This window comes from Chryseobacterium soli (assembly GCF_000737705.1).
GTDB classification, from domain to species: Bacteria; Bacteroidota; Bacteroidia; order Flavobacteriales; family Weeksellaceae; genus Chryseobacterium; species Chryseobacterium soli.
Map to the genome: position 1 here is coordinate 128,300 of NZ_JPRH01000007.1, position 19,153 is coordinate 147,452.

17 protein-coding genes are annotated in these 19,153 nt (G+C 38.8%); 13 read left to right on the plus strand and 4 right to left on the minus strand.

Translation table 11 applies throughout. The features are described 5' to 3' along the window. Nucleotides 1–2 precede the first annotated feature (2 nt). Entirely contained in the window at nt 3–392 is a 390-nt protein-coding gene (locus IW15_RS16015; RefSeq protein WP_034713382.1) for a hypothetical protein, read from the minus strand. A gap of 144 nt (nt 393–536) precedes the next feature. Here IW15_RS16015 and IW15_RS16020 point away from each other — a divergent pair, with 144 nt between their 5' ends. Further along, the gene (locus tag IW15_RS16020; RefSeq protein ID WP_034713384.1) at nt 537–890 is read left to right on the plus strand and encodes a hypothetical protein; all 354 of its coding nucleotides are present in this window, start codon (nt 537–539) and stop codon (nt 888–890) included. A gap of 255 nt (nt 891–1,145) precedes the next feature. Here the strand turns inward: IW15_RS16020 and IW15_RS16025 are convergent, their stop codons facing one another. After that, a complete protein-coding gene (locus IW15_RS16025) occupies nt 1,146–1,772 on the minus strand; it encodes an RNA polymerase sigma factor (RefSeq protein ID WP_034713387.1) in 627 nt (208 codons plus the stop codon). A 243-nt stretch (nt 1,773–2,015) separates the two neighbouring features. On the opposite strand from IW15_RS16025, the gene IW15_RS16030 reads away from it, so the two are divergent. From IW15_RS16030 to IW15_RS16090, 12 genes are all read left to right on the plus strand, one after another. Beyond that, nucleotides 2,016–2,963, plus strand: coding sequence for a FecR family protein (locus tag IW15_RS16030; protein WP_228384382.1), 948 nt, complete (start codon nt 2,016–2,018; stop codon nt 2,961–2,963). A 57-nt stretch (nt 2,964–3,020) separates the two neighbouring features. After that, the gene (locus IW15_RS16035) at nt 3,021–6,317 is read left to right on the plus strand and encodes a TonB-dependent receptor (protein WP_034713391.1); all 3,297 of its coding nucleotides are present in this window, start codon (nt 3,021–3,023) and stop codon (nt 6,315–6,317) included. Between the two features lie 298 nt (nt 6,318–6,615). After that, nucleotides 6,616–7,905 (plus strand): hypothetical protein, encoded by a 1,290-nt coding sequence (locus IW15_RS16045; RefSeq protein WP_034713395.1) that lies wholly within the window; start codon nt 6,616–6,618, stop codon nt 7,903–7,905. A gap of 77 nt (nt 7,906–7,982) precedes the next feature. Beyond that, nucleotides 7,983–8,903, plus strand: a complete 921-nt coding sequence (locus tag IW15_RS16050) for a T9SS-dependent choice-of-anchor J family protein (protein WP_034713397.1) — start codon at nt 7,983–7,985, stop codon at nt 8,901–8,903. Between the two features lie 199 nt (nt 8,904–9,102). After that, on the plus strand, nt 9,103–9,843 hold the full coding sequence (locus IW15_RS16055; RefSeq protein ID WP_034713400.1) for a hypothetical protein: 741 nt from the start codon (nt 9,103–9,105) through the stop codon (nt 9,841–9,843). A 13-nt stretch (nt 9,844–9,856) separates the two neighbouring features. Then, nucleotides 9,857–11,221 carry a S41 family peptidase gene (locus IW15_RS16060; RefSeq protein ID WP_051882111.1) on the plus strand — a complete coding sequence of 455 codons (1,365 nt, stop codon included), beginning with the start codon at nt 9,857–9,859 and terminating at the stop codon, nt 11,219–11,221. Nucleotides 11,222–11,236: 15 nt separating this feature from the next. After that, complete coding sequence (locus IW15_RS16065; protein ID WP_034713403.1) at nt 11,237–11,533, plus strand: hypothetical protein; 297 nt, start codon at nt 11,237–11,239, stop codon at nt 11,531–11,533. 209 nt (nt 11,534–11,742) lie between these two features. Further along, a complete protein-coding gene (locus tag IW15_RS16070; RefSeq protein ID WP_034713406.1) occupies nt 11,743–12,741 on the plus strand; it encodes an SDR family oxidoreductase in 999 nt (332 codons plus the stop codon). A gap of 17 nt (nt 12,742–12,758) precedes the next feature. Beyond that, the gene (locus tag IW15_RS16075) at nt 12,759–13,151 is read left to right on the plus strand and encodes a DoxX family protein (protein WP_034713408.1); all 393 of its coding nucleotides are present in this window, start codon (nt 12,759–12,761) and stop codon (nt 13,149–13,151) included. A 146-nt stretch (nt 13,152–13,297) separates the two neighbouring features. After that, nucleotides 13,298–13,897 carry a TetR/AcrR family transcriptional regulator gene (locus tag IW15_RS22120; RefSeq protein WP_051882096.1) on the plus strand — a complete coding sequence of 200 codons (600 nt, stop codon included), beginning with the start codon at nt 13,298–13,300 and terminating at the stop codon, nt 13,895–13,897. Nucleotides 13,898–13,952: 55 nt separating this feature from the next. Further along, a complete protein-coding gene (locus tag IW15_RS16085) occupies nt 13,953–15,224 on the plus strand; it encodes an MFS transporter (RefSeq protein ID WP_051882098.1) in 1,272 nt (423 codons plus the stop codon). An 11-nt stretch (nt 15,225–15,235) separates the two neighbouring features. Next, entirely contained in the window at nt 15,236–15,796 is a 561-nt protein-coding gene (locus IW15_RS16090) for a cysteine hydrolase family protein (RefSeq protein WP_034713411.1), read from the plus strand. Nucleotides 15,797–15,848: 52 nt separating this feature from the next. Here the strand turns inward: IW15_RS16090 and IW15_RS16095 are convergent, their stop codons facing one another. Continuing rightward, nucleotides 15,849–16,553, minus strand: coding sequence for an AcvB/VirJ family lysyl-phosphatidylglycerol hydrolase (locus IW15_RS16095; protein ID WP_051882100.1), 705 nt, complete (start codon nt 16,551–16,553; stop codon nt 15,849–15,851). Continuing rightward, nucleotides 16,550–19,117: a phosphatidylglycerol lysyltransferase domain-containing protein gene (locus IW15_RS16100; RefSeq protein ID WP_034713568.1), complete on the minus strand. Its 2,568-nt coding sequence runs from the start codon at nt 19,115–19,117 to the stop codon at nt 16,550–16,552. The genes IW15_RS16095 and IW15_RS16100 overlap by 4 nt, the downstream gene beginning before the upstream one ends. Nucleotides 19,118–19,153 lie beyond the last annotated feature (36 nt).

Below are 19,153 nucleotides of genomic sequence, written 5' to 3' on the forward strand. Positions count from 1 at the left end.
CACTAAATCCAGTGTTCGATGAGGTGAAGCCATACTGCTTTTTCCTCATTCACCAGAAATACTGCGGACGACTGACGTCTCGTCGTAGCATCACCCGTGATCTGGATCTCAATATAGGAAGCCAGCCCATGGCTTTCGGTATGGGTTATTTCAATATTTTCAAGGATAATACGACGCTCAGGAAACTTACCGTATACTCCCGGTAGCCATTCAGCAAAGGCAGATAAAGAAATAGTATTACCATTACCATTTACCATTGTAAAATCGGGTGCAAAACCGGATAAAAGTTTTTCATAAAGACTGTCCTTATCTTTTTCCTGTCCGTGAAACCATTTTTCAATATCTTCATGGAACCCTTTCACTTCTTTACTTATTTTTTCTGTAGTATTCATAAGGTTAAAATTATAATATTTCCTTGTATTTATCTAGTTTTACAAATTCTTATTGTATTGAAGAACATATTCAGTTCGGGAATACATTGCTTGTTTTAATATATTTTGGACTTATGATGAGAACGTATACAAAACAAAATCAACATGGTTGAGAATTTTAAATATCTGCTGCTTTTTTTACTTTTTTCTTGTCAGAATAAAGAACAAAAAGCGCAGCTCGGAAAACAATTAATTACACAAAATTTCACAATATTGTTGGATCATTTAGAGTATTTCAAATTATCTGGTAATCCTTTGGATGTTTCCATTTATCAGTATGTAGGCGAAATTAAGGCTGACCAGGAAGCTGTAATTAAAAAATTTCAGGATAAGTTTCAATTAAGCAATGAAAAAATAGATAATGATCTTATAAAGCTGGCAGAAATACCCCAAAAAAATATTGGTGAGTATCGACTTTTTTTAACAGTGATAATATTTTTAAAAACCGGAATGACGTAATCAATGTTTCTTTTGTTAATCTGGTTATTAGCAAAAACAATCAATATTCTGCTGTTGAGGTTGTTAAATCTTTAGGAAGCGGAGCAAAATATGAAATTTATTATTTTAAGCAGGTAAATAACAAGTGGGTTTTTGAAGGGAAGGAACTTTTGGCTTTAGGATAGGTGAAAAACCTGTTTTATCTTTCTCTTTTCTATCAATTCATTGGCAATAAATTTTCTGATGGATTATAATTTCTATCTTTTTTTATTATAATCAATACTTCGTCAGCATCTCCATCAGCATCAATATAGAAACCAGTTTTTTAGAAGACTGATATTCCGGGCTGAGCTGTTCCCGGATTTCTCCAAGAGCTTTGCTAAGCTTATTACTGACGGTTTTGCTGCTTATTCCTAAAGCTTCTGCCGTATCATTCACAGACATGTTTTTCCGGATCCTCATATCATAGACCTGCTGTTCAGTAGAAGAAAGCTGGTCCACTACCTCATCAATCATGGACAGCAGTTCAGAAATTTCATTTCCTTCAAGAATTTCAAAATATTCGGTATCCGTAGTCTCTGCCACCGCTGGAATATCAAACTCATCAATACTTACTGTTGAAGGTATTTTTTTATAGCTGTTATAATGATCAATCACCCTGTAATGCAGGTAACGCAGCAGATAGCCTTTGGCACTTTCCGATTCATCCGTCTGTATGGTGGCCGTATCCTCAAGGATCTTTATCCAAAGGTTTTGCAGAAGTTCTTCTGAGATCTCTTTGTCTTTGGTTCTTACGAAAACAAAGCGGTAGAGATGGGCCCAGTACCGTTCATACAATAGCATAAAGGCAGGCCGGTCGCCTGATTTTATTTTCTTTAATAAAGTATAATCTGTAGGTGTCATAGTTGTACCGCAAAATTACCTAAAGAAAAATTAACTTTTTGTGAACTTTCAATAAGGTAAGATTAATTATTTCTGAAAATCAGCGGGTAAATATGACGGGAATGTTGATAAAACAGATAAAATCCCTCAAAATTGTTGATAAGCTCGTGTAAAGTTAATAGAATGTTACGAATAGCTTAGGGAAGTATTTCATTTTCATAGTCTTATAGATAGCAGCATCTGTGGATGCCAATGAAATACTGTATGAAAAGTTTAAAATATAAAAATACCGAAGCTTTTGTCTTCAAACTCTGGAAGCGGGAAATATCAGGCGAGACCATTTCTGAAAAAGAAACGGAAGTATTAACTATCTGGAAAGCACATGCAGAAAAAAGCCTTGATCAAAACCATTTGGAAGAATCCAGAGAAAGGGTCCTATCATTGCTGGAACCTTATTTTATACAGCCAGTTACCATAGCTCCACGTCTTACTTTTAGAAACTATGCATATAAGATTGCCGCAGTTATTATTTTGCTTCTTTCGCTGGGAGGCATTTTTACTTACCAAACATTCTTTAAAGCAGATATTTATACTGCCGAATCAGGTACGCGTACTGTACATTTAGAAGATGGTTCAGTCGTAACACTTTTACGTGGTGCTGAACTTACGGTAGAAAAATCTTTTCCTGCAGAAACCCGAATAGTCGACTTAAAGGGAGATGCCGTCTTTTCTGTAGCCAAATCTAAAATCCATCCTTTTATTGTCCGTGCTGATGGTTTCAGTACCAAAGTATTGGGAACGGTTTTTAAAGTTTCCCAATCGGGAATCACCAAGGCTGTAGAGCTTTACGAAGGGAAGGTGGCAGTATCCTCTTCCGGAATTCCGGTATCCTATCTTACACCTCATCAGAAATGGACCAACTTCGGGATAGCCCATACATCAGCAATTGTTTCTCTGATCGTACCGAAAACATCCGGCAAAAAGCATCCGGTAGTGTTGTCCTTAAGCTTTAATGATGTTCCGTTAAAACAAGTCGTTGATATTTTACAGAAAAATGATGAAATACGTATTCTATATCCTTCAGAAGCAGCAGAAAAGAAAATTACTGCGGATTTTACGGGAGGCAGTACGGATGAAAATATGGAAGCACTGGCCTTTATACTGGGGCTGGAAGTACAAAAAGAAAACCGCATCTATACCCTGAAAAAATAAAATCCGACCATCAAAAAACAATAATCAGATACATAAAATTAAAAAGAGAAAGTGAAGATGAAAAGTTTGAAATGTGGGTTTACCGCCGCGGTACTATTTTTTACGGTGACAGCAGAAGCGCAGGAGCTGATACAGAAGGTATCGTTTTCGGTCCCTGCCAGTAAACCGCTGATTGAAGTCCTGGAAGACTTTGCCGGTAAAACAGGGATGCGGCTGGCCTATTCAAAAATGGATATTAAAGAATTGAAAGTAAAAGGAGTGAAATGTGAAAATATTCTTGTGAATCATTGTCTGAAAGATATCGTAAACGGGCTTCCGGTGGCATTTCGCCTTCGTGGGGATCTTATTTCAATTAAATATGAAGGAGCAGCTGTTTCCGTAACGGGAGAGGGAAGAATTTCAGGAAAAATCGTTGATGAAGTTGGAAATCCGGTAGTGGGAGCAGAGGTAACCGTTGCAGGAAAAACCGTGGTAACGGATAATAATGGTGATTTTGTGATGGATCTTCCTTCCGGGGTGTATGTTTTGATGGTGAAAGCTACAAAATTCAACAGTTTACGGGTAGAAAAGCTGTCAGTACGTGCCCATGAAACAAATATGATTTCATTTGCGTTAAAGCCCGCTTCAGATAAAATAACAGATATCAAAGAAGTAGTCATTACGGGAAACAGAAAGTCTGATACCCAGGCAGGATTACTGGCTCAGCAGAAAAGAGCGGCTCAAATGAGTGATGGTATTTCTGCGGAACAGATCTCCAAAACCCCGGATAATGACGTGGGCGGAACCTTGAAAAGAGTGACGGGAATCACAACCATTGATAACAAATATGTGGTGGTGCGTTCCATGGGAGAACGTTGGAATACGGCAGCAATGGACGGAATCAGTTTGCCGAGTACGGAAGCGTATAACCAGAATTTTTCATTTGATATTATTCCTACCGCGATGGTAGAAAGTATTGTGGTAAGCAAAACAGCCACTCCTGATATGAATGCCAATTTTGCCGGGGGTTATGTGGAAGTGAAAACGAAAGATATTCCTAATGAAAACTTTACGACGGTAAGTGTGGGTTCCTCTTATAACGACCTTTCAACATTTAAAGAATTTCTGACGCGTAAACAGGGTAAATATGATTATTTCGGGTATGATGACGGAACGAGGAATTTCCCTAAAGGACTCGAACCTATGGACTGGAACAATCCTTTATTTTTTACCCAGTCTAAACAATTTGTCAATGATAATTTCACAACCTACGGAACAAAAGCAGATCTGGGATCCAATATGCAGCTGGCGCTGGGAAGAAGCTTTAAGTTTAAAAACAATAACAAATGGGGATTTGCAGGAGCTTTTACGATAAGAAATGAACAGAATAAGCTGGATATTGATCATACAGGAAGAGGAAACTGGCTGGATACGACTGAACTTATCAATGACTGGCAGGAAAAAGGAGCAGCACCCGTGAAATTTTACAATTTTAAAAATAAAGGAGCTTCCTACACCTATAATTCTACGGTAGCGGGCATGCTGAATTTTGGATTGCAGCTTGGTAAGAACAGGCTTTCTTTCCGAAACTCGTACACGCATATTTATGACAACACCTTAACAAAAATCACAGGCTGGAATGAATATACTGGCGGAAGCGGAATGCCTTCCAATGCCGAAACTTCCTATAATTATTTTTATAACGGAGTCATCCCGAATAATGATCCTTCCCAGATAAAATCTTTAGACAAACCTTATACAGATAATACGGATTATCCTATCTACCAGACCCTTTTACAGAATAAGCTGGAAGGCAATCACAAAATAGGAGACCTGGATGTCGACTGGTTTGCAGCAAGAACGGGAGTTTCTTCGGATACCAAAGATTATACACAGCATCAGACTTTTTATGATTTTATAGGAAGCGAAATTTTAACCTATCATCAGATTAATAATTCCTCAAGTGATTTCTCCAGAGGGTATATCGAAAGCAAAGAAACAGATTACAACTACGGTGGTTCCCTCAAATGGAGAAAAAATGCAGGCAACTTTAAGAATGATCTGAAAATTGGATATGCAGGAGCTTCAAAAAGCAATACCAATCAGCAGCAGAAATTTTTATTAAGAGTAGATGAAAACAGGGATGTACCGAACGGTGGGAACAATATGCTGACCCTGGACGGCTCACTTGCTGAGTGGTTTAACGGCTCACATTATGTACCGGGAGGAATCGGATGGCAGACAAGACCGCTCTATAAAAACGAAAAATATGAAGGGAAAGTGAAACAGCATGCGATGTATGTGATGTTTGACAACCGCTGGAAAAATAAACTGAGGCTGGTCTGGGGAGTACGGGCAGAATATTTTAAGTATGATCTTATTTCCCAGCAGCTGGATCCGAGTGATTCAAGGAATGTAAATAAAACTGAGGTTGAAGATAAACCCTGGCAATGGATGCCTTCGGCAAATTTCACATACAGTCCTACCAATACAATAAATCTGAGACTTGCCTACAGCAGAACGGTAATCCGTCCTCAGTTTAATGAAAGAACGGGGTTGCCTTATTTTGATCCGGTCGCAAACGGCCTTATCTACAATACCGAAATGGTTTCATCGGTGGTGAATAACTATGATTTTAAATTCGAATGGTTTCCGGGATTGGGAGAAATATTTTCTGCAGGATTATACTATAAAAATATCGACCGTCCCATTGAACGGGAAGGATATATTTCCAACGAAGGAAATTTATACCTCTATAACGGAAATTCAAAAAATGCCAAACTGAAAGGGTTTGAAGCGGAAATAAGAAAAAACCTGGGTTTCATTGCAACGGATTCTTTTCTGGAGAAACTTTTTATAAGCGGAAATTTTACCTACAACAATACGAAGGTCATTGCTTTCAAAGACAGAGAAAAAACAATGGACACCGATGATACCTATGAAGTGGAAAGACCTCTGTACGGACAGACACCGTATGCCTATAACCTGGGTCTGATGTATGACGGAGACCGTTTGGGACTGAGCTTTTTATACAATGCAAAAGGCGACCAGTACATTACTGTAGGCTACGCGTACAACGGAGAAGAAATACAGCGTGCCTATGCGGTGGCAGATGCACAGATCTCCTATAAATTCCTGAGAAATAAAAATCTGGAGCTGAAATTCAATGTCAAAAACCTGTTCAACAGAGTTAAGGAATACTACAACAATTACAATTCCTACTCCGTGTCAAAAGGCGGTGCTTCCCAAACAGAAAGGGAATTGTGGGGATTGCTGCCCGGTGCTACCGATAAATACGACAAAGGAATTGATAAAATACTTTTTCGGGCCTACAGCGGAAGAGTGCTGGGGGTAAGTGTGAATTATACTTTTTAAAACAATACAATAAAGAAAAGAGCTCAGAATAGCAATGTACAGGTTTCGGTACCCTGAGAATGAATCAAATAGTTACTGTTCATGCGCAAAACAGTACAGATTCAGGTAAAACTGAATGTCCGTTGTGGTTCCCGGATACGGACAGATCAATTGGGAAACGTTGCACTACAGCTCCTCCTGTATTGCAGGGTAAAAAAATTAACCAAATCGTAGAAATGCTGAGGTGGGTATTTCTAAAATAAAAATCATCAGGTCTGAAACATCAACAACCGACCTGATTATTCTAAAATCTTTAACTATGAGAAAACTAACTCTGATCGCTGCAGCAACATTATCACTTACTGCGTGTCAACATGATTCATTAGCAGATTCATCAACTCCGTTTGAAATGAAATCAGCTTCTGCTGAATATATTACGGCTTCTGCACTTCCTGTAACTACTGTTAGTGGTGCCATTACGTCCAATACAACATGGAGCGGAGTGGTAGAAATCAACGGGATTGTTACCGTTAAAGATGGAGCAACGCTTACCATACAGCCAGGTACGTTTATTAAGGCAAAACCAAACGCTATAGGAGAAGGTTCAGGAATATTGGTGATTACTAAAACAGGTAAAATCAATGCTACCGGTACAGAATCTCAGCCTATTATTTTTACAAGTTATAAGTTGCTGGACGGAAACGAAGATACCACAGCTACGCCGGGAGATTTCGGAGGAGTTGTTATTTTGGGAGACGCACCAACAAACGTACCGACTACAACGACTATCGAAGGGTTGACAGGTAGCGATTATTATTTTGGAGGGACCAATGCTGCCCATAATGCAGGTACATTAAAATATGTTCGTATTGAATTTGCCGGATACGATTTTGTAGGCGCTAATTCTGGTAACGAAGTCAATGCCTTGTCATTAGGAGGAGTTGGAAACGGAACAACATTAGACCATATTCAGGTATCTTACGGTCAGGATGATTCTTTCGAATTCTTCGGAGGTACGGTGAACGCTTCCAACCTGGTTTCTTTTGCTGCAGAAGATGATAACTTCGATTTTGATAATGGATACACCGGGACAATTACCTGTGCACTTTCTTTAGCGGATTATAATTCTTCACATACTGTAAGTGGTGGAAGTCCTGATTCCAACGGTATCGAATTGGATAACAACGCTGGTGGTACCGCTACTGCATTGCTTACCCATCCTGTCATCAATAATCTTACCATCATCGGAGCTTCAAGTACAGCTAACGGAGCAGTATATGAAAACGGAATTCATATCAGAAGAAACGGTAGATTAACGTTAAATGATGCGGTCGTTACAGGATATCCTACAGGAATCAGAGTGGAAGGTTCAGGTTCAGAATTATCTTCTGCCTCTTCTTACAGTACGATTAAAGTACACGGATTTTCAACAGCTGTGCTGGGAACAGGAACAGCGGGAATTCCTGTTGCTAATTTATTAACCGGAGCATCTTCAGTTTGGGGAATGTCCCAGCCATTCTTTAACAACGGAGGATGGAATGTATCGCCAAGAAACTGTGGAAATTTCCAGGGAATCTGGACAAAATATGATTTCTCAGTAGTACAATAAACTTACTTAAAAAGCAGGGAAGGCAGTCTTGTTATTCCCTGCTTTTATTACAAACAAAAACTTTAATAATTGGTATTATGAAAAAAATAATTTTATTATCTATTGTATTTTTATCAGAATCAATCGCTGCACAGTACGTGGTTTGGAGTAATTCTTTTGATTCTGCAGCAGCTTTACAGGGATGGACATTCCATGATTTGAACAGCAACGGAAACGGATGGATGCAGGGACAGAATATTTATCATAACGGTACCGCTTTAACCTACGGAACATCGGGTGTTCTTCGTCATTCTATCAATTTGGTTCCCACAGGAAATGCCACAAATTTTGCCACAGAAAATGACTGGATCATTTCTCCTGAAATCGATCTTACAGGAGTGGGCGGAACCATCACATTAGCCGGATACATCGGAAGACAAAGGTCTACCCATACCAGTGTAAGCAGAGATGTGTATATTTTTGTGAGTACTCCCCAAAAACAGGTTCCCGGATTGTCTGACTTCCAGCAATTGGCAACGGAGGCACAAAATACTGGCGGGGCATTATATAAATTCAGTGCAACCACGGCTGTTTTGCCTGCAGATTTAACTCAGTTTGCTGAATCATTAATTGATATCTCAACTTTTGCCGGAAAGAAAATTTACATCGGACTTTGGTCAAACAGGGTTTCATCCGGAGCCGCTTCCAATTCCCAGAATATCAATATTGATGAGATGGCTATTTTTTCCACTTCATTCTTAGGAACAAAAGACACCAAAGCAGGTAAAAACAAAACACAGGTAGCAGAGAATCCTGTAACCGCATTTTTACAGCTGAAACTCAATCCCGCACTGAAAGAAAATAATACAACGGTTGCCGTATATAATATGGCTGGACAAAAAGTTCTGATGACGCAATATTCAAAAAGCATCAGTGTTATGATGCTGTACACCGGAACGTATATGCTGGAAGTGTCTGATGGAAACACTACAGAAAGACTGAAATTTATCAAAAAATAACCCTTTCTATCCTTAAAACTAATATTCCGCGGGAATTGCCATGAAACACAACCTATATAAAGATAAGTTAAACGCCTGACCGCAAAAACTTTGACTCAAAATACATCCAACATAGTTTTTTTTATAATTGTTCTATTGCCCTGCGATTGGGTGGGGCAATAGTTTTAAACTGATACGCTATAAATTTAATATAATACCCATGAAAAAGATTGTAACACTGATCGTCCTGTTCATCCTGTTTTCCTGTACAGACAGCAGTGTGATGCAGCCGTACGACAAAGCACAGAAGCCTGCAGACATCAATATTATAGGATATTCCAAACCGGATATCATTCAGCTCAGGTTGAACGGAGTTCCCGTCTCCATTAATGGAAATACCTCTTACACCAATAAAATAGAAACCAGGCTCAGGTTTGTGGTGGACGAAAATGAAACCGATCAGCTTACCATTCATAATAACCAGACCCATACGGAAATAGCCAGATACACCATCAATTATCATAATATACAGGATTTTAAAGATCTGAATTTCTTCAATCTTCCGGGTATTTTTCTGCAAACCTATGCTGTAAAACCTCAGGTCAATCTGGGGAAAGTAGGATTTGAATTTATTTTCCCGAATCTCGGGGAATATTCCGGTTCCCAATTGGCCAATATAAAAGGAGTGTTGAAAAGAGAAAACGGAGTTGTCCTTGCAGAATTCGACAACATCGGGAAAGATCATTTTACAACTGTGAAAATATATAATTTTTTCAGCGCTTCAGCACCCGTATACCTGGAATTATACAAACCCGGAACTACAGATCCATACATCGGTTCTGAAATCATTAAAGTTAAAATCAAACAGGATATCGGAGCCAATATGATCGTTCTTCAGGAAGTATTGGAGAACGGAAAATTAGTTGTTAAAGGAGATATTGATGTAGCCGATTACTTATAAAGAAATGGAATTTATGCCAACCCAATCTATCATACGTTTTTTTAAAGCCGCCGTATTAGTACTCGCAGTAGTCTCTGTCTTTATCATTTCCTGCAAAGATACGGATGAAGATATTCCCAACTTTCCGGAAGGAAGCACAGAATCAGTGAATGTCTGGGTTCAGGATAGTATGAGGCGATATTACTATTGGGCAGAGCAGATGCCTGCAAAACCGGATTACCACCTGCCGGTCAAAGACTTCTTTAAAAGTTTGCTCTCTTCTCAGGATCGTTTTTCTTTCATTGTGAATACAGATGATTCCTCGACGTACCCACGTTCTGTACGGAATATGTACGGTTTTGACTATACGACTCTTCAAATGCCGGGTGGTAAAGTGGTCACTGTTGTCAAGCTTGTCCTTAAAAACTCCCCAGCACAGAATGCCGGACTGGAAAGAGGAAAGATCATTACAAAAATTAATGGAACACTCCTCACAGCTTCTAATGCTGAACAATTGACCACCTCCATTCCTGAGAAAACCATCCTGACACTTACCGTGGGAGACTGGAAAGACGGGACGGTGACCAACGAAACTAATATGACCATTTATTACGGGTTTTCTTTAGATCAGCCCGTGATGTCGAAAATTTTTGAAGAAAGCGGAAGAAAAACAGGATACCTGTATGTGTATGATTTTCCTGATGGAATGACTCCCATACTCAATCAGAAATTTGCAGAATTTAAAGCAGCAGGAATACAGGATTTAATTCTGGATCTGCGCTACAACTATGGCGGTTCCGTTGCCTCTGCGGCTGCACTTTGTGCATTGATTCCTTCAGGCATCACCTCCGGCTCCCATTTCATTACCTATAAAGGAAATAAAAACGGTGGGGAAGTCAAGAGAACCTTCTCACAGCAGATTGCCTATGATCCCGGTGCTCTTAGCTTTCCTGCATTACGGGCCAATGCATTGGGAATAAACAAAGTATATATTCTCACATCCAGCAGTACCGCATCAGCCTCTGAAATCGTGATTAATAACCTTAAACCGTATATGCAGGTGATGCAGGTTGGAGACATCACCCTGGGAAAAGATATGGCAGGATTTACCGTAGAAGATAAACGAAAACCCCGTAAAATCTCATGGCAGATTCATCCCGTTATTTATAAAGTTTTCAATGCCGATGGTGAAGGCGGGTACAGTAATGGAATTACTCCACAGAAACCGGTCAGTGAATATGCATCGTTGCCCTTACTTCCTTTGGGAAATCCCGATGAAGTATTGCTTTCATCGGTCCTCAGTACCATTTATTCAAAGCAGGAAAGCAAAGAAATATCCGGTGAGAAAATGAAAATTATATTTCAAAGTGATGCACCGCTGATCAGTATTGGAAACTAATCAATAAATATAATTATGCAGGGAATAGAACCTAAATTTCACAGCAACCTGACCGAAAGGATGGAGCATTACCGCTGGTTAGTAAAACAAATCGCTGGTGATGCTGATGGACAGTCCGGAGATATCATTTCCCGGGCTTCAGAACTGGGTGGATTGTATGAAGACTATCTGATTACCAAAAGAAAGCTGGAGCAGACTATAAAAAATTACAGAAAATATAATAACGATCTCCGCAAGCTGCTGAACATAAAAATGCGTGAATTAAAAAAGACTGAAGAATTACGTAAAAGGGAAAAAAGAATGCATAAATAATGTGAGTTTGGAAGTAACAATAACTTCCCATTTCCGGCTCCGGACTTTCCGGCATTATTAAAAAAAGAGATAAAATAAATCAATGTATTTATTGGTTATCATTAAATTTTAGACAAAAAAATATACATTTTAAGGATAATTTTCATTTTTGTGGCACAATAATAGGTTCATTATAAGTAACTATTTGAAACTTTAAAACCACTCACAAAATGAAATCACAGGATCAATTACCACAAAAAATAAGCGGAAAAACCGTTGTTATTACAGGAGGAAGCAGCGGAGTAGGAAGAGCCACTGCTGAAGCATTTGCACTAGAAGGGTGTAATATCGTTATTGCCGCCAGAGGAAAAGAAGCCCTGGATGAAACCGTAGCATTATGCAGAGATTTAGGAGCCATAGCCATTGGCGTTGTTACCGATGTTTCTATAGCATCAGATGTTGAAAACCTGGCAAAAACAGCCTTACAATTCAATGGAAGAATTGATATCTGGGTTAATAATGCGGGAGTCATGGCCAGTGGAAAGTTTGAGGAAATACCTATGGAACTCCATGAACATGTCATAAAAACCAATTTATTCGGATACATGCATGGCGCGTACAGCGTGCTGCCAATTTTTAAAAAACAGCAGGAAGGAATTCTTATCAATAACGTATCCATTGGAGGCTTTATGCCGGCTCCTTACAGTGCCGTCTATTCCGCTACAAAATTTGGTATCCGGGGAATGATGGAATGCCTGAACGGAGAAATTTCCAATTCTAAAGATATTCATATCTGTAACCTCTATCCGCAAATCCAGCAGTCTACAGGAAATATGCATTCTGCAAAATATTCAGGACTGGATTTTAAAATACCGCCATTTGCAGCCGATCCACGCGATACCGCTGCTAAAATAGTACAACTTGCAAGAAGTCCTCAAAAAGACCTCTTTCCCGATACCACTTCACTCGTTCTTAAAACCGTATACGGCTTATTCCCAAAACCTATTATTAATATCGCTTCAGCAGGAATGCGTCTCATGATGAAGATGAAAAATGCGCCCTCTGATCCCGGAAATGTTCTGCAGGAATCCAAAAATCCCCATAAAATTTACGGAGAAACCATGCTGCCCGTACCTTCCCGAAATACTAAAATGGCACTGTTGGCAGGACTTGGAATTGGATTAACCTATATACTGTTGAAAAACCACTCTGATAAAAAAGACAGTTAAACTTAAAAATTAAACAAATGGATACGCAACTCATCAAAAAAATAGGAAGATATGCATTGGGCGGATTTTTAATATCAGCCGGTATAGGACATTTAACCTTTGCCCGAAAAGAATTTAAAGCTCAGGTACCGGAATGGGTACCTCTTGAAAAAGATGATACTGTATTCTACTCAGGTATTGCCGAAATTGCTTTAGGAACTGCATTGATTGGAGCTTCTGAAAAGCAACAGGATATCGTAGGAAAAGTGGCAGGAACTTTTTTCGCTGCGGTATTTCCAGGAAATATTGCACAGTACAAAGACCGGAAAGATGGTTTCGGGCTGGATACTGATAATAAAAGACTGCTGAGATTATTTTTTCAGCCGGTATTAATAGCCTGGGCTCTTGGTTCTACAAAAACAGATAAATAGACTATTATTAATATTATAAGGGTAATGACATGAAAAAAAAATCTTTAAAATTGGAAAAAACTTCTTCATGTTAAAAATAGTATAAATTTTGGACTGATATTTAAATTCGGTCGAAAAATTTGTATATTTGCATCAGTATTTTAAATATGGCCAACGAAAATTTTAAAAATCAGGTAATCACTGCTGCTCAAAAACTTTTCCAGAAACACGGATTGGGTATGGTGACCATGGAAGATGTCGCAAAAGCGGTAGGAAAGGGGAAAAGTACCCTTTATTATTATTTTAAAAGTAAAGAAGAAATTTTCAATGCAGTTTTGGATTCAGAGATCAGTGATGTAGTTACTGAAACATTAAAAAGGCTTAGCATACACGATATTTTCCTGGATAAACTGAAAGCTTTTACCCATACAAAATTTGAGATGGTTCAAAAGCGTAAATCCTTATATAAAGCCATGGAAGCCGGGATGGATGCTGAGGCATTTTCCCAATATATGGAAGCTAAAAAACAGATTCACCAAAAATATCTGCAGAAAGAAATCCTTATTTTACAGCAGGTATTTTTCAATGCCATACAAAGGAATGAAATCCCTGACATGGACATTAATCAGATTGAAAAGAATATTTTTCTCTTCCTTTCCGCGATACGTGGGATCAACAGAGAGTTTGTTGTTCATGGAAATCCTGATGATGACGGGAAAGATGTTCTTAACCAATTCTGTGAATTATATTATCGTGGAATCCGGTAATATTTTTTTTATTTATTTTTCGACCCAATTTTAATTTTAGTCTATAAAAAATAATATGAATTTTGCTAACGCCTTCAGAGTCTTTAAATCCCGTGATTACCGGTTGTTTTTTACAGGACAGTTAATTTCAAGAATAGGAATGTGGATGCAGCGTACTGCGGTAATCTGGGTAATTTACACCATGACGAACTCTGTTCTGATGGTAGGGGTAGCCACTTTTGCCGAGCAGTTTCCATCCTTTTTATTATCTCCGGCAGGAGGAATTACTGCCGACCGGTACAACCGATACAAAATTCTGATGGCCACGCAAATTATCTCCGCACTGCAAGCCGTTTTATTAACTGTTTGTTATGTATACGGATACCATTCTGTATCAATACTGCTACTGTTAAGTTTAATGCTCGGGATCGCCAATGCCTACGATATTCCGGCACGGCAGGCCATGGTTAATGATCTGGTAAAATCCAATGAAGATCTGCCGGCTGCTATCGCCATGAATTCCTCACTCAATAACCTGACCCGTCTGGCAGGACCTGCGCTAGCGGGAATTGTTATTGCCAATTATGGGGCAGCTATTTGTTTCGGAACCAATGCCATTAGTTTTATCGCAGTGATTATTTGTTTAAATATGATCCATTTTCCAGCTTATAAAGCTCCTCTAAAAAGAAAACAACCGTGGACAGACTTTAAAGAAGGCTTCGATTATATGAAAAAACAACCGGAGATTTCTAAAACACTTTTGCTCTGCAGCCTGGTCAGTTTTTTTGTGATTACCTATAATACGTTGCAGCCCTATTTTGCCAAATCGGTGTTTCATGGAGATGCCGCTACCTACGGGTATATAACTGCGGCGACAGGATTGGGTGCTTTTACCAGTACTTTATTCATAGCCTCGCAGAAAAAAGTAAGCAATCTTAAAATAATACTTTTTTTCAATCTTTTGTTATTGGGAGCAGGGCTTATTGCGATGTCATTTGTAAAAATATTACCTGTTTACATCATATTCTGCTTCATCTGCGGATTTGGAACCATGTCTATTATGCCGATCTGTAATACCATTATTCAAACCGTCTCTGTGGTGGAAATGCGTGGACGTGTGATTGGTTTCTTTGCTATGGCTACGCTGGGTACTCTGCCTTTGGGAAGTCTTATCATTGGCTGGATTTCTAAATACATCAGTGCCCAGCACTGCCAATTGGCGCAGGGAATTCTCTGTCTTATTATTGTGATGTTTTTCTACAAATTTTTAAAAGGTGAAAAAAAACCGGATTCCTGTGAAGGCGATCTGGAGATTCAACATAAAAAAGATATTATTTTAAACCCATAAATACGATAAAAATGCAAAACAACAATTCAACGGCATTGCTGGTTCTCGACATGCAGGAAAATCTGCTGCAGAGATTAGAAGGAAGTGAAAAACTGATTTATAACGTATCAAAAGCCATACAATATGCGAGGGAACATGCAATTCCGGTGATCTATGCAGTGGTAGGATTTAAGAAAGGCCTTCCGGAAATTAATATCCACAATAAAACCTTTGGGAATTTAGCATCCATGCTGGAAAAAATCAGTATGGAAGACTTTATGACCATCGTACCTCAATTGGCCCCGGTTGAAAATGAGCCTGTTGTTATCAAGAAAAGGTTCAGTGCTTTTGTGGGCAGTGATCTGGAAGTTATTATAAGGTCACAGCAAATCAAACATCTGGTGATGTGCGGTGTGGTTACAAGCGGTGTTATTCTGTCTACGGCACTGGAAGCAGCGGATAAAGATTATCAGCTCACCATTTTGTCGGATGGTTGTCAGGATCAGCAGCCTGATGTTCATCAGATGTTGATGGAAAAAATACTTCCCAGACACGCGGTTATCCAAACCAGTGAAGAGTGGATTAAAAGTTAAATGAAATTTTCCCTGCTACCTTGTGTATCGGGGATTTTTTATAAAATTAAGTCTAAAGTGTCGTTTTATTTTCAAGCACCTTCTGAATATACCCGGACAGGAGCTTTGTATTTCCGCTATAATGATGATTTCCGTGAATATGTTTCATATGATAGTTGGAACCCAGCGTAATTTGCTGGTAAGGAAAGTGGAGAAATTCAAAATTACTCAGGATCAGGGTTACCGGAACCGTATGTATTTTATTGATTTCAGGAACTACAGCCATGCTGCCTTTAGGTTCCATACCGAAATATTCGTTGAGATGGATTTTAAAATCAGTCGTTTTTGAAGGACCAATAATAAAAACATGCTGAATTTTCTTTTTTAAATGGTCTGTAAAATGATTGTACACAAAAGGAGTAACATCCGCCCCGAAAGAATAGCCTACCAAAATTACTTTTTGATTCTTCCGTCCGTTAAGCTGCTGATTGATATAGGATTCGATCTGTGCGGAGGTCTGTTGCGGCGTTTTTTTATTCCAGAAATACGTTTTTGTATTTAAGGCAAAAACATCATATCCCAAAGTATGAAAGTCATCGTTTAACCCTTTTGAAAAAGAATTAAACCCGGCATCTCCACTGATGTAAAAAATAATAGGCTTATTGGTATGCGAATTCCATACAGATATTTCAAAATCATTTTTAGAGCTGCAGGCCTGCAGCAGCAGTAATGCGGCAACAGGAAGTAGTTTCAGAAGGAATAATACTGCATTTTTCATGGCTTCATAACCTTATTAAGTGAGGCTGGAATTTGTAACAGATCAAAATCACTGTTGTAGACCAGATATTTATTTTCCCAGGTACTGGCATATTTTTCTTTAAAATTTCTAAGCGTCTGATACGATTTAAAACTGCCGACTCTCTGATACGCAAACTGTAAGACATCTTCAGCCGTATTGCTGGGCTGCTGCATTCCGGCCATAGGAGTCATTCCCATATTGATGTATTGAAGATTTTTACTTTTGGCATATTCTACCAGCTTTACAATTAGCAGATCAATACTGCCACTGGGGGCATCTTCAGTTTTTCTCACCATATCATAGCTGCATTCATCAGGAGCACAGTGAGGAATGATATTCAGGAATGCCACACATTTCCGGTCAGCATTCCATATAAGGATAAGATCTTCAGTTTGTACCGTTTCAGCATTGAACATTCCTTCTGCAAAAACGATTTCTTTTTTATCAGATTCTGTCAGCCAAAGATCAGAAACATTTTTTATCTGGGCAATAATCTCTTCCGGATGAGGAGCATACAATATCTCTGCATAATATCCGGATTTTTCTAAACCGTTAATGCTGTTCCGGATTGATTTTTTATCCTTTCCGGTCAGACTGAATTTTTCAGTATCCACTACAGCATCCTGGCCGATGAAAAGTTTTTGCTTTTTCAGGGGATTAAAGTAAATCAACCCGCTTTCATCTACCCGGTAATAGCACGTTTTTAAATTATTTTGTTGACAGTAATGATCAAATTCCCGGATCAGATCTGTTTTATCCCTTTCCGGGCATACAGGCTCTTCCAGTACCACTGCAAAACCATTGGCTGTTCTGAATGAAACAAATCCGTGAACATCTTCGGAAAAATAAAACTGTTTTTCCTGGGTTAGTTTAAAATAATCCAGTGAAGAATTTCCGTATTCTTTCACGAGATTCTCTGCACTGCTGCGGTTTTCAGTGTCATCCTGCTCCCGGTGAATATTCATTCTGTAAAATGAAAATATAAGGAAAAGCCAGGAAGTAATTCCTAATATATAATTCAGGTTTTGAAAATCCCTTCCAAACGGAGTATTGGCAACAAGTCCTGAATCTTTAAACAGAAGAAACGTGTATAACGTATAATATACCGCCTGTTCTTTGGTAAAATTGATTCCAAAATGCCGTTCACTGATAAAGTAAAAAGCAAGACAGTCAAAAATAAAAATAATGATGAAAATTCCTAAAAACCAGCTGAATCCCCGATGAATAGATATTCTTTTTGCCTTTAAAATATATTCCTTTCGGCTGTATATCAATAATCCTAACGTGAACAATGCAAATAACGCTTCTTCATAATCTAATGCTTTTAACACATTGAATACAGCCGAAGTTATGGTAAGAACTACCGCAAAATACCATGCCCTTTTAGAACCACGAAAAAGATTAGCCGAAGTTACCAGCAACAGGATTCCCGAAATAAGCGTCAGTATTTTAGAGAGATGAATAGCTTCCAGAGGAAGATAGTTTTTTAGGATATGAATTCTGTTGGTAAGTGCCGGAGTAATAACGGAAAGGAGATTTATAATCCCTAAAGAAAAAATCATGAAAACCGGCAGTACCCTGGCGAAAAGCTTTCTTCCGCTCCACAAATAAGAAAAAATTCCCAATACCAACGGAAGCCAGAATTCAAAAACACGATATAACAGCGTAACTCCTAAGCCATCTGCATGGCTGTATCCGAAATTAGCAAGGATAAAAGTAAGGGAAAATTCTACCGCTCCCAGTCCGCGCAGAAATGGCGATACGATCATCAGTAACACAGAAACCACATATGAAATTGCCGCTGCAGAAAATGAAGCCGGAACCCCAAAAGCATACATGGCTATTAAAAGGTGAAAAACACCACAAAATTCAATGGCTATCGAAACCAGGACGGTGAGCCAGAATTGTTTTTTATCAATATCACTGCTGAAAATTTCTTCAGCAGAACTAATCAGTTTGGGAAATTTTTTCTCGAAAAACAGATAGAAAGAGTTTTTCTTTCTGAATGAAATAAAAATACAATAACATCCCACAAGTACAGCAGTAAGTATAGAAATTCCGATCCAGCTGTCACTGAAATTTTTATTGATAAATACGGCGTAACCAATCAACGGAATGCCTACCATTAAAACCGTCAGTAATCCCACAAAACCGTACACCGCACTTGCCTGATGGATTTTAGAAGACTTATAGCCTTTGGTTCTGATATTCCTGGGAAGATAAGCCAGAGAACTTACTCCTCCGGCCGGAAGAAAAATACTCAGAAAATTTCGCTTAAGAAATAAGCCGACTGCATCAGCCAGCTTTATATTCAATCCGGTACTCCGGAAGCTCGTTACGTACATCAATCCCTGCAGAAGAACATAGAAAAAAGTCAGTACAATTCCGGATACTATCCACCATATATCTGCATTTTTAAGTTCCGGACCAATGGCAGCCATTTCATGTCTTTCACTCCTGAAAAATACAAATGCCAGCAGCAAAATAATAACGGCAAGGACTTCCTTCCAGCCTACCTGTTTAATAATTTTTGAGATTTTCATGATCTTCATAGTGATGTATGCTTTATAGGTTTACCC

Coding starts and splice junctions, on each gene's coding strand:
- IW15_RS16015 (WP_034713382.1), bottom strand. CDS start 392: ATGAATACTACAGAAAAAATAAGTAAAGAAGTGAAAGGGTTCCATGAA.
- IW15_RS16020 (WP_034713384.1), top strand. CDS start 537: ATGGTTGAGAATTTTAAATATCTGCTGCTTTTTTTACTTTTTTCTTGT.
- IW15_RS16025 (WP_034713387.1), bottom strand. CDS start 1,772: ATGACACCTACAGATTATACTTTATTAAAGAAAATAAAATCAGGCGAC.
- IW15_RS16030 (WP_228384382.1), top strand. CDS start 2,016: ATGAAAAGTTTAAAATATAAAAATACCGAAGCTTTTGTCTTCAAACTC.
- IW15_RS16035 (WP_034713391.1), top strand. CDS start 3,021: ATGAAAAGTTTGAAATGTGGGTTTACCGCCGCGGTACTATTTTTTACG.
- IW15_RS16045 (WP_034713395.1), top strand. CDS start 6,616: ATGAGAAAACTAACTCTGATCGCTGCAGCAACATTATCACTTACTGCG.
- IW15_RS16050 (WP_034713397.1), top strand. CDS start 7,983: ATGAAAAAAATAATTTTATTATCTATTGTATTTTTATCAGAATCAATC.
- IW15_RS16055 (WP_034713400.1), top strand. CDS start 9,103: ATGAAAAAGATTGTAACACTGATCGTCCTGTTCATCCTGTTTTCCTGT.
- IW15_RS16060 (WP_051882111.1), top strand. CDS start 9,857: ATGCCAACCCAATCTATCATACGTTTTTTTAAAGCCGCCGTATTAGTA.
- IW15_RS16065 (WP_034713403.1), top strand. CDS start 11,237: ATGCAGGGAATAGAACCTAAATTTCACAGCAACCTGACCGAAAGGATG.
- IW15_RS16070 (WP_034713406.1), top strand. CDS start 11,743: ATGAAATCACAGGATCAATTACCACAAAAAATAAGCGGAAAAACCGTT.
- IW15_RS16075 (WP_034713408.1), top strand. CDS start 12,759: ATGGATACGCAACTCATCAAAAAAATAGGAAGATATGCATTGGGCGGA.
- IW15_RS22120 (WP_051882096.1), top strand. CDS start 13,298: ATGGCCAACGAAAATTTTAAAAATCAGGTAATCACTGCTGCTCAAAAA.
- IW15_RS16085 (WP_051882098.1), top strand. CDS start 13,953: ATGAATTTTGCTAACGCCTTCAGAGTCTTTAAATCCCGTGATTACCGG.
- IW15_RS16090 (WP_034713411.1), top strand. CDS start 15,236: ATGCAAAACAACAATTCAACGGCATTGCTGGTTCTCGACATGCAGGAA.
- IW15_RS16095 (WP_051882100.1), bottom strand. CDS start 16,553: ATGAAAAATGCAGTATTATTCCTTCTGAAACTACTTCCTGTTGCCGCA.
- IW15_RS16100 (WP_034713568.1), bottom strand. CDS start 19,117: ATGAAAATCTCAAAAATTATTAAACAGGTAGGCTGGAAGGAAGTCCTT.